At 46.9% G+C, this 17,561-nt stretch carries 12 protein-coding genes; 3 read left to right on the top strand and 9 right to left on the bottom strand.

What is annotated here, in order from left to right; all coding sequences use genetic code 11:
- Positions 1 to 686: 686 nt before the first annotated feature.
- On the bottom strand, positions 687 to 3,197 hold the full coding sequence (locus tag ACXAC1_RS05275; RefSeq protein ID WP_475059566.1) for a putative bifunctional diguanylate cyclase/phosphodiesterase: 2,511 nt from the start codon (positions 3,195 to 3,197) through the stop codon (positions 687 to 689).
- 142 nt (positions 3,198 to 3,339) lie between these two features.
- Here ACXAC1_RS05275 and ACXAC1_RS05280 point away from each other — a divergent pair, with 142 nt between their 5' ends.
- Complete coding sequence (locus ACXAC1_RS05280; protein ID WP_475059568.1) at positions 3,340 to 4,143, top strand: substrate-binding periplasmic protein; 804 nt, start codon at positions 3,340 to 3,342, stop codon at positions 4,141 to 4,143.
- 91 nt (positions 4,144 to 4,234) lie between these two features.
- Here the strand turns inward: ACXAC1_RS05280 and argS are convergent, their stop codons facing one another.
- Positions 4,235 to 5,968, bottom strand: a complete 1,734-nt coding sequence (gene argS, locus ACXAC1_RS05285; protein WP_199461995.1) for an arginine--tRNA ligase — start codon at positions 5,966 to 5,968, stop codon at positions 4,235 to 4,237.
- 260 nt (positions 5,969 to 6,228) lie between these two features.
- Positions 6,229 to 7,734, bottom strand: coding sequence for a threonine ammonia-lyase, biosynthetic (gene ilvA / locus ACXAC1_RS05290; protein ID WP_475059571.1), 1,506 nt, complete (start codon positions 7,732 to 7,734; stop codon positions 6,229 to 6,231).
- A 252-nt stretch (positions 7,735 to 7,986) separates the two neighbouring features.
- On the opposite strand from ilvA, the gene rpiA reads away from it, so the two are divergent.
- Positions 7,987 to 8,658, top strand: a complete 672-nt coding sequence (gene rpiA / locus ACXAC1_RS05295; protein ID WP_228190032.1) for a ribose-5-phosphate isomerase RpiA — start codon at positions 7,987 to 7,989, stop codon at positions 8,656 to 8,658.
- Positions 8,659 to 8,764: 106 nt separating this feature from the next.
- On the opposite strand, the gene ACXAC1_RS05300 is transcribed toward rpiA, so the two are convergent.
- Complete coding sequence (locus ACXAC1_RS05300) at positions 8,765 to 9,724, bottom strand: zinc transporter ZntB (protein WP_475059573.1); 960 nt, start codon at positions 9,722 to 9,724, stop codon at positions 8,765 to 8,767.
- 124 nt (positions 9,725 to 9,848) lie between these two features.
- Here ACXAC1_RS05300 and ACXAC1_RS05305 point away from each other — a divergent pair, with 124 nt between their 5' ends.
- The gene (locus ACXAC1_RS05305) at positions 9,849 to 10,808 is read left to right on the top strand and encodes a class 1 fructose-bisphosphatase (protein WP_475059575.1); all 960 of its coding nucleotides are present in this window, start codon (positions 9,849 to 9,851) and stop codon (positions 10,806 to 10,808) included.
- A gap of 77 nt (positions 10,809 to 10,885) precedes the next feature.
- Here the strand turns inward: ACXAC1_RS05305 and ACXAC1_RS05310 are convergent, their stop codons facing one another.
- From ACXAC1_RS05310 to ACXAC1_RS05330, 5 genes are all read right to left on the bottom strand, one after another.
- Positions 10,886 to 11,203, bottom strand: a complete 318-nt coding sequence (locus ACXAC1_RS05310; RefSeq protein WP_475059578.1) for a hypothetical protein — start codon at positions 11,201 to 11,203, stop codon at positions 10,886 to 10,888.
- 149 nt (positions 11,204 to 11,352) lie between these two features.
- Entirely contained in the window at positions 11,353 to 12,327 is a 975-nt protein-coding gene (locus ACXAC1_RS05315; protein WP_475059580.1) for an alpha/beta hydrolase family protein, read from the bottom strand.
- Between the two features lie 78 nt (positions 12,328 to 12,405).
- The gene (locus ACXAC1_RS05320) at positions 12,406 to 15,546 is read right to left on the bottom strand and encodes an efflux RND transporter permease subunit (RefSeq protein ID WP_475059582.1); all 3,141 of its coding nucleotides are present in this window, start codon (positions 15,544 to 15,546) and stop codon (positions 12,406 to 12,408) included.
- Positions 15,546 to 16,745 carry an efflux RND transporter periplasmic adaptor subunit gene (locus ACXAC1_RS05325; RefSeq protein ID WP_475059584.1) on the bottom strand — a complete coding sequence of 400 codons (1,200 nt, stop codon included), beginning with the start codon at positions 16,743 to 16,745 and terminating at the stop codon, positions 15,546 to 15,548. The genes ACXAC1_RS05320 and ACXAC1_RS05325 overlap by 1 nt, the downstream gene beginning before the upstream one ends.
- Positions 16,735 to 17,511 (bottom strand): MipA/OmpV family protein, encoded by a 777-nt coding sequence (locus ACXAC1_RS05330; protein WP_475059586.1) that lies wholly within the window; start codon positions 17,509 to 17,511, stop codon positions 16,735 to 16,737. The genes ACXAC1_RS05325 and ACXAC1_RS05330 overlap by 11 nt, the downstream gene beginning before the upstream one ends.
- Positions 17,512 to 17,561 lie beyond the last annotated feature (50 nt).

The following is a 17,561-nucleotide window of genomic DNA, read 5'->3' on the forward strand; positions in this document are numbered from 1 at the left end:
CTAAAGAGGAAAATTTGAAGAAAAATATAACAAAATTTAAAGCTGTTTTTTCAAACTTTATTTTCATTGACATTCCAATTATAAATTAAAAAACCATTATTTTTCAGATCTATACCATTTGTACAAAATCATCAAGAAAACAACTTCATAGACATCAACCTGAGATTCAAGCTGCAGAACCCTTTCATCTATATGAAGATAGTATGAAAATTCTAAACCATTATAAATAGAGCATATAATTAGAGAGCCAATCACTAATATGTCTAAATAATTTTTCTTAAATAAACTTCCCATGAATAATTCCGACTATTTCTAGTTTTTTCTAACTTACTAATCTGCTCTCATCCTACTAATGATGAAGGGGTAATAGATTTTCAGGAACAAGAGATTAAAGCTATCCATAGATCATTTGAGAGCTGATGGACTAATGTATGCTCCATATGAGAATACTGCTGATTATCTAGCACTGCTTCTCGAAACAGAAGATCTGAAGACGGGTGACTTGAGTTTTCCATAACGTTCTACAACTAAATATCAAAATCCCATTTATATAAATAGTAAAGCGGTCATTAATGCAAATGAAAACCATTTTATGTAAAGAATCGTAAACCCACATAAGGCCTCTTGCTATGTGCTGAAAACCAGCAATCAGTCGACACATCCTATCAAAATCGAGTTCGATCACTCTAAGCTTTCACATCTTCAGCGTTAAGTGTCTGCTTGCGCTGCTCTAACCATACTTCCAAATCAGCGGCGGGCATGGGGCGCGCAAAACCATAGCCTTGTAAATAGTCACAACCATGCTCAGCCAGATACTGGGCTTGGTACTCTATCTCAACCCCCTCGGCGATCACTTCCATGTTAAGCCCTTTGGCCATGGCGATGGTGGCGCTGACTATGCATTCATCAGACTCGATATCACCAATACCGCGTACAAAGGACTGATCAATCTTTAGGTAGTTGGCCTCTAACTCTTTTAGATAACTCAACGAACAATAGCCCGTTCCAAAGTCATCAATGGCAATACTAATATTATTGGCGCGTAACATAGCGAGATTACGAGCCAGTTGCGCAGAGCGGACCATTAGCGTTGTTTCAGTAAACTCAATCGCAATCACCTCACTGGGTACCTTGTAGTGTTTCAACCCATTGAGTAACTCATAGGCGACTTCAGAGTTCGACAGTTGTACCGCAGAAATGTTGATCGACACTTTCCCAACCTCAATATTACGTGCTCGCCAATCTGCTACTTGGCTTAAGGTACGATCAATAATCCAGCGCCCCAGTTCAATGATTTGACCACTGTCTTCCGCAATAGGGATAAAGACCGCTGGAGAAATCCACTCACCCAAACGCCGCCAACGAATCAGCACTTCGACTCCAACGACTTGATTAGTTCGAGCATGTACTTGTGGTTGGAAGAAGACACTAAGCTGATCATCTTGAGACATGGCTTCCTCAAGGTGTCGCTGGATGGCCACCCGTCGCTGCATGCTTTCATCCATTGAATCGTCGAAGAAGCGATAGGTATTTTTACCGGAGTGCTTGGCTCGATACATTGCTAAGTCAGCTTGGCGTAATAATGACGAGCTATCGATGTCGGCAACATCGCTCATTGCCACCCCCACACTACAACTGACCGAAAAGGTGGTGTCTTGGTACTCAAAAGGCTGGGCTAATGCATCCACAATGGCTTGAGCCAAGTGATGAATATGAGACGCTTGCTGTGCTGGATGCAGAAATAAAGCAAATTCGTCTCCTCCTAGGCGTGATAACAGCGCTTCATCCGGTGCGACGCGTTCAAGCTTTTTAGCAACCCGTTTAAGCAGTACATCCCCTGCTTCATGGCCTAAGGTGTCGTTGATCTCTTTGAAACGATCAAGGTCTATAAACAGTAAGGCAATGCTACCGTAATGTCGCTGCAACACACACTCGTCCAAGCATTGCTCAAAATACCGCCTATTAGAGAGTCCTGTTAAGTCATCATGCTGTGCCATATACAAGACCTGTTGTTCAGCCTCTTTGCGCACCGTAATGTCTTCATGCACAGCAATGAAATATTCCACTGCGCCAGCACTGTCTAAAATAGGTGTGATCGTTTGCTCCACCGTAATAAACTGGCCATCCTTATGCCGATTAACTAACTCTTTGCGCCAGCTTTTACCTTGAGAGATCGTTTCCCAGAGATCTTGGAAAAATGGTCGCTCGTGAACACCCGAGTTCAAGATGCGTGGTGTCTTACCACGCACTTGCTTCAGGCTATAACCCGTTAAGGTTGTAAAAGCATCGTTTACCCATTCAATGCGCCCCTTGGGATCGGTTATAAATATGGCGTTTGCCGCACTACGGATCGCCATACTCAATAAGTGGTTGCTGCCTTGAACTTTGTCTCGTTTGTGTCGAAAAACCAGATACATCACCAGCATTAGCACCACAGCGATTGCCAGCACACTAAAGATTGTCCTGACGATTTGCGCATCACTTTGCCAGTTCGCTAATGCATCTTCGTTGTAGGATCGTAGAGAAATGACCAGTGGATAAAAAGAGGTAGCGCGGTAGCTGTCCAAATAACTACCTTGTTCATTTTGCTCACGAAGATCGCCCCATGAGCGGTCCATCATCACCTCACGACGGGCACTACTTAAAAAGTCAGCCCCTTCTCCAAGAATTTTCTCACCAGAGAATAAATAGAGAGAGACTTCGCGACGACTCGCAGAAACAGACTTAAACAAGCTTTGGAAGTAGTGCATATTCAAAGAGCCAATAACAAAACCTGCTAACGCCCCTTGGGAAAAATACGGCACACATACCGGCCAATACTGAAGCTCCGCTAGACGAAATGCATCGCCCCAATAGCGCCCCGCTTGAACAGGTAGGAATAAAACATCGGCATTGGATGCTCGCTCAGCGCAAAGGGAAGCCTGTTCATACGCCACCACATCAATACTGCGCAGCTGCGGTAAGCCTCTTAACAGTCGCTGAGTCAGCAAATTAGAGGTTGCTTTAGAGCGCGCGCCTGCATCGAGTGCGACCGTCTGCAACGCGCCAACAGCCGCTTGCAAAGAGCGGATAACGGAGTCTTCTAGGGCGTAGGCCAGAGAGGTGTTCGTCAGCATTTGCTCTTCAAGGGCTCGTTGGTGACCTCTACCGAGAATATGCTGCAAGCTGACCGTCATCACTAATAGGATTATGACCATGCTCACCACCACGACGGTTTGTCGCTGTATAAAATTTGAGAGTAATTTGAGCAAAGTTATTAACCTAGATCAGCACCTGACACATGAATTGCTTACATAATAAGCATAGCTTATCGTTTTAATTCGCTTGAGGTGTTGATTTATGTCGCTAAGACAAGGCTATCTGACGCTATTTTTCGCCATTTTCGCTGTTTTTCTAAATCCAGCATGGGGAGAAGACGGCAAAACCATTTCTAACATAGAAGCGCGCCAAGGCATCAACATATGCATTTGGCCAGATTACTTTTCCATCACCTACTTAAGTCCTCGCACACAACAGCTCGAAGGTATTGATATCGACCTGAGCCATGCCTTGGCCGATGACCTTGGTGTTCCAGTCAACTATGTCAAAACCCATTTTGGTCGATTTATGGAGGATTTAGAGGCAGGTAAATGTGATGTCGCTATGTTTGGTGTGGGCAATACAAAAGCTCGCCAGAAACGTGTCAACTTTACCCAACCGTATCTCGCTAGCAATATGTACGCGGTCACGACCAAGCAGCACCCTTTTATTAAAAGCTGGAGCGACATGGACCAAAAAGGCGTGATTATCTGCGTGCAAAAAGGCACTTACATGGAAAACGCTATGCGTAAGTCGCTTAAAAACGCCACACTCACCACTGTACTAAGGCCAAATGAGCGAGAACTTGAAGTGCTATCTGGACGCGCGGATGTCTTTATAACCGATTACCCTTATGGGAAAAAAATGGTCAGCGTCTATGATTGGGCTGAGCTGCTCGCACCGCCCGGTAAAACTGAGCAGTTTCAATATGCCTACGCCGTGGCCAAAGGGGACGATCAATGGCTACAACGTATGGATCAGTTCGTTTCTGACATCAAGCTAGATGGCCGCCTTGAAAAAGCAGCTACACATTACAACCTAACTCCAATCATCATTCGTGAATAGCGTGACACAGCGTATTTAAATACGAAAAAGCCCGAACATGTCGCCATGTTCGGGCTTTTTAATGTCTTTCAGCCATTAAGCGTTAAAGCGCTTACATACGCTCTAGAGTTTCGATACCTAGTAGCTCTAGACCTTGCTTCAGCGTTGCCGCAGTACTTAGGGCAAGCTGTAGACGGCTTTCTTTCAACGCGTCTTCTGCGTTCAAAATCGGGCAAGCTTCGTAGAAGCTCATAAAGATACCCGCAAGCTCGTATAGGTAAGCACACATAAAGTGTGGCATACCGTCGTTGATTACCTGCTGGATCGCTTCTTCGAATTGGCAAAGCTTCACAGCTAAGGCACGCTCTTGATCTTCTACGACTGTGATCGGTGCATTCAACGCAGATACGTCCATTTCTGAACGACGCACGATGCTCGCAACACGAGAGTAAGCGTACAACAAGTAAGGCGCGGTGTTGCCTTCAAAGCTTAGCATGTTATCCCAGTTGAACACGTAATCAGAGGTACGGTTCTTAGATAAGTCAGCGTACTTAACCGATGCGATACCAACGACACGGCCGATGTTACGCTGCTCTTCTTCTGGCATATCTGGGTTCTTTGACGCTACTAGCTGGAACGCACGTTCTTGTGCTTCTTCAAGTAATGCAGAAAGCTTCGCCACACCACCAGAGCGAGTCTTAAATGGTTTACCATCACTGCCCATTACCGTACCAAACGGCATGTGCTCAAGACTGATGCTTGGCTGAGCAAAACCTGCTTTGCGCGATAGCGTGAAGATCTGTTGGAAATGCAAAGATTGGCGAGCATCTACAAAGTACAGCGCACGATCTGCATTCAACACTTTCTGACGGTAGCGTACAGCGGCTAAGTCAGTGGTGGCGTACAGGAAACCACCACCGGTTTTCTGAACGATGATCGGCGTGATGTCACCTTCTTTATTGGCAAACTCTTCTAAGAAAACACACTTCGCGCCTTGGTCTTCTTTGATCAAGCCTTGTGCTTCTAGGTCGTTGATTACGTTCTGCAAATCGCTGTTGTAAGCGCTTTCTGGCATCACGTCTTTACGCTCTAGGGAAACACCCAACATGCGGTAAGTTTCTTCACAATGCTCAAGAGAGATGTTGATGAACTCTTGCCACAGTGCCATGCATTGCTCGTCACCAGACTGAAGTTCCACGACCAGTTCACGAGCACGTGCCGCAAAGGCTTCGTCGTCATCAAAACACTTTTTCGCTTCGCGGTAGAAAGACTCAAGATCCGACAGCGCCATACTGATTTCAGAGTTTTCCGCACGTAGACGCTCCATGTAGGCCAACAGCATACCAAACTGAGTACCCCAGTCGCCGACGTGGTTCTGGCGCACAACGTTGTGGCCCATAAACTCAAGAGTACGTACTACTGCATCACCAATAACGGTAGAGCGTAGGTGACCAACGTGCATCTCTTTCGCAAGGTTCGGTGCTGAGTAATCCACCACCACAGTTTGTGGTGCTTCTACCGTCGCAACATCTAGACGTTCACTGTGACGAAGATCCGCTAACGCTGATCCTAACCATTCGTTTTTCAAGAAGATATTGATGAAACCTGGGCCTGCGATTTCGACTTTATCTGCCACATCGGAAAGATCCAATTGCTCCAACACTTTAGTTGCGAACTCACGAGGATTGGTGCCGATTTTCTTTGCCGCGCCCATGATGCCATTGGCTTGGTAGTCACCAAATTGAACTTTTGCAGATTGACGAACGAGAGCCGGAGCATCGTCCGCCGCACCCGATGCGACCATAGCCGCTTGAATACGTTGATTAAGAAGCGTTTGAATATTCACAAGAAACCCATTTTAAAATACAGAACCCTCCGGCAAGGTCATGACATCAACTTTCAAAGGGGATTGATAAAGAAGCCGAATGATCACATGCATTAAGCCCATGGATGGGCGATACGCCTGTCGCGGGCAGGGATGCCCGTTCAGGCGGTGCTGTGATCACTCGGCGTATTTTTTACCAAGCTTATTCAGTCAATGACTTACTCACCAGAGGGTTGTCATGTCATTTGAAGTTGGCGCTATGATAACCGATTTTCGACTATTTAGCGAAAGAACAGCTTACAAGCTGGGTTATCATTTTCATCTTGGTAAGGGTAGCCTAACTCGTCTAAATAGCGCGTCACATCGGTCTCTTCGCCGACCGCCTGCAAGCCCACCAACACTCGACCGTAGGCATCACCGTGGTTACGGTAATGGAACATGGAAATATTCCACTGACCGCCTAAAGTATTTAGGAATTTCAGCAACGCACCAGGGCGTTCAGGGAATTCAAAGCTGTACAGCAACTCACCTTTTTCACTTCGCAAGTGACCACCGATCATATGACGTACATGTACCTTCGCTGTTTCATCATCAGTCAGATCAACGATTTCGTAATCTCTCAAATCATGTAACAGCTCTTCACGACTGTTCGGACTACCGCCTAATGCGACACCAACAAAGATCACAGCCTGCTTATCATCGCCGTAACGGTAGTTAAATTCTGTAATAGAACGGCCAACTAAGGCTTGGCAGAAGTCTTTAAAGCTGCCCGGTGCTTCCGGGATTTTAACTGCGATGATCGCTTCACGCTTCTCACCCAATTCCGCACGCTCAGAGACGTGACGCAGACGGTCGAAGTTAACGTTCGCACCAGAATTGATTGCTACAAGACGCTGACCTTTAGCGCCTTCACGCTCAATGTACTTTTTCAGACCCGCTAGCGCACAAGCACCGGCTGGTTCAGTGATCGCGCGGGTATCGTCGTAGATATCCTTGATCGCGGCACACATTTCATCAGTGTTCACAGTAATGACTTCGTCAACGCATTCTTTGGCAATTTCAAAGGTGTTCTTACCGATTTCGGCCACCGCGACACCTTCTGCGAAGATACCCACTTGAGCAAGACGTGTTGGTTTGCCTGTGTCTAAAGCGACTTTTAAACACGCCGCATCAGTTGGCTCTACACCAATGACTTTAATCTCAGGGCGTAGGTATTTGATGTAAGCCGCGACACCAGCGATTAGACCACCACCGCCCACGGGGATAAACACCGCATCGATGTCACCTTCGATTTGGCGCAATAGCTCCATACCGATCGTGCCTTGACCGGCGATCGTATCGAGGTCGTCAAATGGGTGTACGTAGACTTGGCCTGTTTGCGCCATGATTTCTTGGGATTTCGCAAACGCTGCATCAAAGGCATCGCCCGCTAACACCACTTCGGCACCACGAGCACGCACTGCGTTGACTTTTACATCAGGGGTCGTTTCTGGCATCACGATGGTGGCTTTGATGCCTAGTTTTTTCGCAGCAAGGGCAAGGCCTTGCGCATGGTTACCTGCTGAAGCAGCAATCACGCCTTTGGCACGGTCTTCTTCAGAAAGCTGAATAATTTTGTTGTATGCACCACGAATCTTAAACGAGAACACTGGCTGTAGGTCTTCTCGCTTCAAAATAATATCGTTGCCAGTGCGTTCAGACAGTTGCGTAGCACGGGAAACGGGGGTTTCTACCGCGACGTCATAAACCGGCGCTTGTAGAATTTTTTTGATGATTGTGTGGGGCATATACATTCCTGCTTTTTCTCCAAAGCACGCCTAGAATCGGCGTTTTAGGGGGTAACTCTGCTAATAAATGAACACGCAATATACTCTTTCCCACCTTCATGAGCAAAGGCTTGGGCGGGATTAGAGTGCTTTTCGACCATACTCGGCAACTTCGTCCTAGAGGGGTAACAATAGCTAAGGTAACTGACTATAATGTGCCCACCCTTTTGGGCAACACCATTACTCACACTCTAAGTCACAGGTTTACCCAGCATGACGCAAGACGAATTAAAAAAAGCAGTCGCTGAAGCCGCAGTAGAATACATTCTTCCACTGCTAGAAGAAGACACTATTGTCGGTGTAGGTACCGGTTCAACAGCGAACATGTTCATTGATGAATTGGCAAAGCACAAACAACTATTTGATGGCACGGTAGCGAGCTCTGAAGCTTCTGCAGAACGCCTAAAAGGTCACGGCATTCCTGTGTATGACCTAAACTCTGTGGACTCGATCCGTGTGTATGTAGACGGTGCGGATGAATCAAACGATCACCTTCACCTAATCAAAGGTGGCGGTGCGGCATTAACACGCGAGAAGATCGTTGCAGCCGTTTCAGAAGAATTCGTTTGTATCGCAGATGAGTCAAAATTAGTGAAAGTGCTAGGCGACTTCCCTCTTCCAGTAGAAGTGATCCCAATGGCACGCAGCTATGTGGCACGTGAATTGGTAAAACTTGGCGGTGACCCAGTGTACCGCGAAGGTGTGGTAACTGATAACGGCAACCATATCCTAGACGTTTACAACCTAGAAATCTTGGATGCAGTGAAGCTGGAAAGCCAAATCAACGAAATCGTTGGCGTGGTGACAAACGGTCTATTCGCATCTCGCCCAGCAAACGTTCTATTGCTAGGCACTCAGTCCGGTGTGAAAACACTTAAGGCTTAAGAAGACAGAGCCCAGTCTCATTTTTCAGCGACTCTTAGCACTTGCGTGTAGAGCGAAAAATAATGGCTGGGCTCTAGCTATCTAAACCACAAGCAGAACTAAAACACTAGAACCAGCGACTCTTGCGCATTAGAACGTACTGGCCAATCCCCATAAATACCAGCACGCCGACAAACAGCCAGAATGCTGCACCATTCTCCACGCCAGGCATACCGCCGATATTGATACCGAATAAGCCAGTTAAGAAGCCCAACGGCATAAAGATACCGGACAGGATCGACAGCACATACATGCGGGCGTTCATCTTCTCTGCTTGATGGTTGGCAAACTCTTCTTGCATCAGCAAGCAACGCTCGCGTAATGACTCCAAGGCTTCAACATAACGAGTAATATCGTTGGCAGCTTCTTGAATATCGGCCATCTGCTCTTTGGTTACCCAAGATTGAAGCTCTACCGCCAAGCGGCTAATAGCTTCTTTTTGTGGCACCAAGAAACGGCGCAAACGAACCGTCTGCAAACGGCGATCCACTAGGATGGTACGTTGCTCGGGCAATACCTGCTCGCTCATTTCCTCTTCAAGTTCGCCCAGTGTGTCCTCTAGACCATCGATAACTCCCGCCATGCGAGCGGTCAGTGTATGCGTTAATGTCGCAACAAGCTCGGCAATGTTTTCAGGGCCTTCGCCTTTCTCAAGATTATTGACTTGTTCCACAACAGACAGCAAACGACGGCGTCGCGTTGAAACAATAAAGTGCGGCGTGGCCCACAAGCGCAAGGACACCATGTCTGAAGGATCTGAGTCTGGGTTTAAATTGACGCCACGCAGGGTGATCAGAACACCTTGCCCCATTTTGACCGTACGTGGACGAGTTTCATCAGCAAACAATGCATCCACCACCGCTTCAGGGATATCCGCCATGTTATCCAGCCAATCTCGCCCATCATCTTTGGAGCAGTCGATGTGTACCCAATGGGCACCACTTTCAGGCAAAGCAGCTGGCAATTGCGTTTCACGGGAAGCGCCACCTTGACCGTCAAATTTTAAGTAGTGCAGTAAGTAATCCATAGTGTTCTCTTCTCTTTTGCAATGAGTTGAGCCATCAACTCATATTTATTGGCATTGTAGGCTGACGTGGAACTAAGCGGGTGGCATAATTTCCCAAGACGAATAAATAAAAAGGACCCTTGCCATGCAAAGCTTATCTCAGTTTCTTGCGTCCGATGCCTCAAGCGCATCATTGCAGGAAGTACTGTTAGTCACAACCCAAACTTGTATCGAAATCTCCAGCGCCCTGAAAAAAGGTTCGCTAGCCGGCATCCTAGGAATGGCTGGTAATGAGAACGTTCAAGGGGAAGAACAAAAGAAACTGGATGTGATCTCTAACAACATGCTTAAAAGTGCTTTGCTGGCCTCTCCTGCGGTGCGTGCTATTGCGTCCGAAGAAGAGGACGACATAGTCCCTGCCAACACTGATGGCGAATATTTGATTGCCTTTGATCCACTGGATGGCTCTTCAAACATCGACATCAACTCAATGGTAGGAACCATTTTCTCCATCTACCATCAGGTAGGTAGTGAGCCTGCAACGGAAGCAGACTTTCTACAACCAGGTAAAAACCAAGTCGCGGCAGGCTATGTACTTTATGGCCCATCAACGATGTTGGTGTTCACCACTGGTAACGGTGTGAACATGTTTACTTTGGATGTGGAGCAAGGCGAATTTATTCTGACTCGTGAAAACGTAAAAGTGGACGACGAGACGCAAGAGTTCGCGATTAATATGTCTAATCAACGCTTCTGGTCAGAAGCGATGCAAAATTACGTGAATGACTTGGTTGCAGGCAAAGACGGCCCTCGCGCTAAGAACTTCAATATGCGTTGGGTGGCGGCCATGGTGGGTGATGTTCACCGTATCCTTTGTCGTGGCGGCATCTTTATTTACCCTTGGGATAAGAAAGATCCAAATAAAGCCGGCAAGTTGCGTTTGATGTACGAAGCTAACCCTATGGGTATGCTGCTTGAACAAGCTGGCGGTAAAGCATTCACCCACACAGATCGTATTTTGGACATTCAACCAGAAGGTATTCACCAACGCGTTGCAGTGGTCCTAGGTGCTGCAAACGAAGTGGATAAGTGTTTAAGTTATTAACACTGACTTTGAAATAGCAAAAGACCGACTAATTTAGTCGGTCTTTTTCGTTCTAAACGATGAACCTTATCCGTGGATCAATCTGGCACCGCACCGGATAAGAAGATCTGTACTTGCTGGTGTTTATCACCCCAAATATGGGACTTCACATCTTGTAGGAATTTCTGAGCTTCGTTTAAGGTCACAATGCCGCCCATTAGCTCGACACCAATCCCTTCTTGAGTGAAAAAGAAGCGCCAATTATGGCCATCTACTTTTACTTCTCCTTCTCCGTTTACGTATGACACCTGCTCAAAGCTGTAATCCACTGGCACAAAGCACGCTAATTCTTGGCCAGCTTCTCCATAATTCATATCCGGAACATACCCTTGACGATCGACTAATCCGAATTTCATACTGCGCTCCTGTTGTTGTTTCCTTCAGCATAGTCCTATCCATCAGATCTTGCAGTATTTGCTCTACTTAATAAGGCATTACTATGACGTAAGTAGTTTGTACAAAGTATTCCTGCAGTAAAATACATAGCTCAAACACAATTAAAACTTTATCTACTTGACGTGTTAACAGCCTGTGTTGCCAACCAGTCAGTAATGGTAGATAACGCCGATGGTGCAAGGGCGTCTTCACCCTGCCACATCATTTTTATCCAAGCGCTGATGCCAAACTTTTGCTCGTTGAAATCGTCTGAATTGAGTAACCCATGACTCGCCTTAGGTATGAGCTGCACATCAATAAGGGGATGGGGCGCTTTCTTATGAGCGATATATTCGTGTTGCGCATCGACGTTTAGATCCTCTTGGCCCCATATCAGCAGCATAGGTACTGCAACCTTTTGATACGCCAAGCTGGCATCTGCTTGGAAATTACGAAACACAAATTCGAAACGTTCTTGGCTCATAGCGTCGCCTTTATTCTCATGCAGATACTCTTCGTAACTTGGATGCTTTTTTAACGACGTAATACTTTGCTCATATTCTTTTAGGGCGTTCGGGAGTTGAGTGTCATCAAGCTCTGCATTGTTCGCTTCCTGAATGGCATAGTACCTACCTTGCTCTAACCAGTTTGTTGCAAACCCAATACCGATAGCAAAAGCGATATTATCTGCTTGCTGCGCGAGCACAGGAACAACCCAACCCGCTTGGCTAAATCCAATTAAACCCGTATTGCTAGCATCAAAACCCAATTGGGTCCGAGTGAAATCTATCGCAGCTAAGACTTCACTTTGACGGTCTTGCATACTCTGCTGCAGCCAGTTTCCCTGTGAATCACCCACTCCGGGCTTGTCCCAACTAAAGATGGCATAACCTTGCTTACGAAGAGAATTCCAATACAGCTCATAATAGCCATGGGCATCGTAGGTCATAGCCCCATCGCCATGTACGAAGATCAATATTGCTTTAGCTGCACCGGAGCCATTATCCCGTGTGGGCGGCAAATAATGCCCTGCAAGCTGAACGCCGTGATGTGAAAACATATATTGCTGTGCACTCGCTGCGTGGGGCAACCAAAAAGCCGTCATTAAGACTGCCACAGCGAGTTGGCATCTAAGGTATTGAAACCGACTTTTAAAAAATATAACGCAAGAAAAAGTACTCATTTAAGCTTCTCCTGAATCCCTTAGGGCCTTGTACGTTTCGCGATGTCGTTTAGCACTAAACAACGCTTTTACATCATGAGTGATGGCGATTAGTACCGGAACTAGTAATACCATAAGTAGAGTTGAGAACAGCTCACCGAACGCAAGTGAAGCGGCTGCAGGTTTAAGGTATTGCGCCTGCTCCGAAGTTTCAGATAACAAAGGAATCAAGCCAATAACCGTCGTGGCGGTCGTCAAGAAAATCGCCTGAAAGCGGCTGGTGGCGGCCTTTTGAATCGCTTCGTGATGAGTCACACCTTGCTCAACAAGCTCGTTGTATCGAGTCAGCATAACCAAGCTGTCATTCACGACAACTCCCGCCAACGCGAGCATACCAAATAAAGACAAAACTGAGAGCGCAAGACCAAGGTAGAGGTGACCAAGAATCGCACCGACAAACCCGAAAGGAATGATGGCGAGCACGATAAAAGGTAGCCAATAAGATTTAAGCGGGACAGCCATCAAAACATAGATCAACACGAGTGCGATGAATAGGGCTTTTTTAAGACCTGCACGCATGCTGTCCATTTCTTCCAGCTCTCCACCTAACGCAATATCCAGCTCTGGATACTGTGCCTTCAGATCAGGCGCGAGATTTTCCATAACAGCTTGAGCCACTTCTTCTGGGGCCACAACAGCTCGGTTGATCGTCGCGTAAATGGCATTAATCTGACGGTTGTTTTCCCGTCGTAGCTGCTTTGGCTTAAGGGTATAGTTAAGTTCAGCCACTGAAGCAAGCGTCAACCAGCTCCCTTCAGAGTTTCTAATTTTCGTTTGGAGCAAGTCATCAATACTGTCACGTTGATCAGCTTTTAGTTTCACAACCACAGAAACTTCCTCGTCATTACGCTGTAGCTTGTAAATGTCTGCCCCACCGTAGGCGTAGCCGATTTGTGTCGCGAGGGTTGCTAAATCAAAACCTAATCGTTGAGCGACTGCGGTCGGTCGAACTTCGAGCTCTAACAGCCCCATCCCTATTGAGTCCCTTGGATAATACACACCATCAATGTTACTGAGGAAGTTTTTCAGCTGAGTACCCGCTTCCTTAACAACCGTCACATCGTGGCTGGAAAGCTTAATGGCAAAGCCACCCCCAATTTCTTCAGAACCACTCAGCTGTAATTCAGTCGCCCCTTCCAAGGAACCGATACCTTTGCGCCACTGCTGAATAAGTTCCGCCATCTCAAGCTGGCCTCGCTCTGAGATAGGTGTTAATTCAGCATAAAGTTGAGCAGAGTCTGCCCCCATAATCATTTGAAAACTCGTTTGAATGGGTGGCTTATCCAGATGGTATTTCGCTTGCAGTGCTAGGTTGACGGACTGTCCTACCTCTTGAATACGCTCCATGTTTGTTTGCGTTAAGCTAAACGGTGATCGAGGATCCATTTCAAGAGAGATCTGGACGATTTGACCAGGCACTTCCGGAAAAAAGACGGTTGCGACCTTTCCTTTCTCCGTTAGCCCTAGCGCGAGCACCGCGCAGCCGATAAATACGATTAACACCGCATAACGATGATGGACTGTCTGAGCAAGCAAGGGCACGTAAAGTCGATCCCTTACATAGTAAAGCGCCCCTCGTGCATTGTTTTGTACAACGCCCCAATATCTCATCCAAGAAGAACTCGATGGCTTAGCAATTGAAATAGCGGCTAGATGAGCTGGAAGAATGAACTTGCTTTCTAACAATGAAAACAACAAGGCAAAGATGACGACGCCAGAGAAACCTGAGAACACTCGCCCCAGAGGACTTTCCAGCATGAGTATCGGAAAAAATGCCGCCACAGTCGTCAGCACACCAAAAATGGTAGCGACCGCAACCTTAGCGACACCTCGCTCTGTCCCTATAATAGGGTCAGGGTGAAGGCGTCGCTGTTCGTACACGCTTTCTCCTACGACAACCGCATCATCGACTAAGATGCCCAGCGCTATGATAAAACCAAACGTCGTGATGTCGTTGAGTGAATAGTCGACCCATTGGGTACCGGAGACAGCAATAGCTCCCATAACCGAAATGGGAATCCCCATGGCGACCCAAAAAGCGAGTTTTACATCTAGAAACAACGCGAGAATTAAGAGTACCAGCAATAACCCTTGCAGCCCGTTAGTCGTTAATAGTGTCAGGCGATCTTCAATATATTCTGAACTGTCGCCCCAAATTGAGATCGCCACACCTGCAGGAAGCTGTGCTCGAAACTCATCGACAACACGACGGGTCACCTGCGAGACACGCAACAGATTCTCTTTGTGACCCACTAGGATTTCCATACCTGCGGTATTTGCGCCGTTGAACTTGAAAAGGTAGTCACCTTCTTCAAAGTCATCATAAATCTTGGCGATATCCCCAAGATAAACAGTATCGCCGTTGGCCATCTTGATAATTGGAATAGCTTGGTAATCAGGAAGATACTTAGCTTGCTGGTCTGTTTTTATAAAGATTTGGCCGGAATGAGTCCGCAGTGTACCCGCCTGAAAGTACAATGAATGAGCACGAATCTGTTGTATAAGATCTATGATTGTCAAGTTCAGAGAATAGAGTTTTTCGTGATCTACTTCGATGCGTAATTCTTTTTTATCCAGTCCCCAAAGCTTCAAGCGGGATAGCTCCGGCTCGGCCAATAATGCGTCTTTAAGCCGTTTTGCCAAGGTATTCAGCGTATTGCGATCCGTATCGCCATACAGATTGATATAGAGCGCTGGGAAATCAATACTGCTGGCATCGATACTAGGCCGCTCTGCTTTGGTGGGCAGTTCAATATCACCGTCCATCCGTAGACGAACCTTCTCTAGAAGCTTGTCGAGTGCCTGATCGTTTGCTCGGCGCACCGTCACACGCGATAGCCCCTCGACAGACAAAGTAGAAAGGCTACGCACGCCCTCTAATCCTTCTATGGCATTTTCGATTTTTTGACTTACCAAGGCATCAACACGTGCTGGTGGTGCACCGGGTAAAACCGTGGTAATGGTAATAGTATCGGGCTCAATACGCGGAAAGCCCTCGACACGAATGGTGCTAAGTGTCAGCAGACCAATGAATAAAATAAACAGCATCAACAAATTGGCTGCAACAGGATTGCGTATAAACCAAGCGGTAAGTACATGCATTATAAGGCCGCTCCGCTGCTGGCAGTGTTTTGACGACGAGTGGGCTGTTGGGATGGATTACGCTCTATAGGAGTCACTTTTTGTTTAGGCAGATAGCGGCTCAGGGGAGTGACGACGACAGCATAGTGTGTCCTTGTAAAGTCCGTTACTTTGACCACTACGGAATCGTCCTGTCGGTCCAAGATAATTGCAGGGCTGCGATTCAACTGGTCAGAATCGTCTACCCACCAAAAGTTGCCCTCTGGTGTAATCGCAGAGGCGGGAAGAGTCAGTACGTTATTGACTACTTTGCCCTTAAATCGAGCTTGTAGATACTCCCCAGCAACCGTTTCGACTTGGCTAGAGGCAGCAATAAGATGAACAAGGTAATGCCGCGTCGCTAAGTCGAGATACCCCCCTGCGCTATCTACTATTGCATCACCAACATAGATGCCTGATTCGGAGTACAACGCAACGTTTTGTCCCGCTAAAGGGTGGTGCAATTGTTGCCACTGGGACTTGCTCAAGCGTAACGCAAACTCAAACCTATCGTCTCCCTGCATCTGTGCCACACCCTCGCCCGCCAGTAGCATCTTGCCTGGACTCAATTGGTGGGAGAGCAGATAGCCATTAAAAGGAGCATAAACCTTGGTTTGCTCAAGGTTATATCGAGCGAGCTTTATATTCGCTTTCGCTGAGTTTACAGCGGCTTTGGCAATTTCAACTTGAGGTATATTCAACGCAAGTTCATTTGGCGCTTGCTTACCCATTGCTTTGAATTGCTCAGAGGCAACGTGAGATTCGTATTGCGCCCGCTGAAGCTCTAATTGGCGTTGGCGCAGTTCATATTGGGCAGCTGCGAATTCTGCTAAATAGCGTGTTGGATCAATTTCGAAGAGTAAGTCACCTGCTCGCAATTGCGCACCGGATGAAACCTTATCGCTGATAAATTTAACTTTACCTCCAATTTCAGTTTTAAGCTCCAGTTGCCATTGTGGTGTTACCTCGGAGTATGCCGAAACACGTATATCAACGGCTTCAAGCAAGGTGGTAACCACGGTGACTTGCGGTGGTGCCGCGGCACGATCCGCCTGCTGAACATCAACGGTATCCTCTAACTCATCCAATAAAACAAGGATGCTAAATAGAACGAGGATGGCTATGAAAAATACGAGAAAACGCTGGCTAAACACTCGCTTTATGATTGACTTAGAAGGCATAGAGATAACCCGCTGAAAGACTTACACTGCGCCTTTCGTTAACGATTGGACTGTTGTAAATCTCATTCGAAAAGTGGCGCAACGTCAGACCAGCATGCCATGTATGAGCTGATCTAAAGGTGTAGCTAAGATTGACGCTCGTATCGACCACATAAGCGTCTTTCGCGGTATATGCGGATCGTCCCTGTTGTGTTTGTGTTGTGGGCACGCCGTAGTAAGCGTTAACGAGTTTTTCCGGAAGGTAATATAGGCTGACCACCGGCTCTAGCGTCCAATCGCCCATGTTAATATCCAAGCCATAGCGAGTTCGGAAGAAATGACTGGAGTGGCGATCACTAATGTCTTGTTCTATCGAATACTCTAAGCTACCCCAATCTCCAGTCCAAGCCATTGACGCTGCTGCAGTATAGACATCCCCTAACGTCTTGAAGTCACTCAGTTCGTCACTGCTACCACGCTCTGAGTCGCCAAAACTTGCCACGCCCAATGACGCCGTAGCGCCCCAAGAATGGCCTCCACCCAAATAACTTCCCAAGCGATAGTTATGAACAAACCAATTTTCCCAAGACCACTCAACGGCTGGCATAAGATCTAGAGCATCTTTGGCACCGATATATTCAGATTGCGAAGCCTTGGTATATAGACCTATTGCCAGTGTGTAGTCTGAGACGTTATTTGTTGTTTGTGAGCGGCTATTGGCAAAACTTAAGTCGGTTGCAAGCAATGCACTCAAGCCAATAACACAGACAGCTCGATATTGAGTCACCAGAGGGACGTATGTCCTTCTTTTGGGTCGGTTATTTTGGGTAACAAATA

This window comes from Marinomonas sp. AWM4_232 (assembly GCF_056158325.1).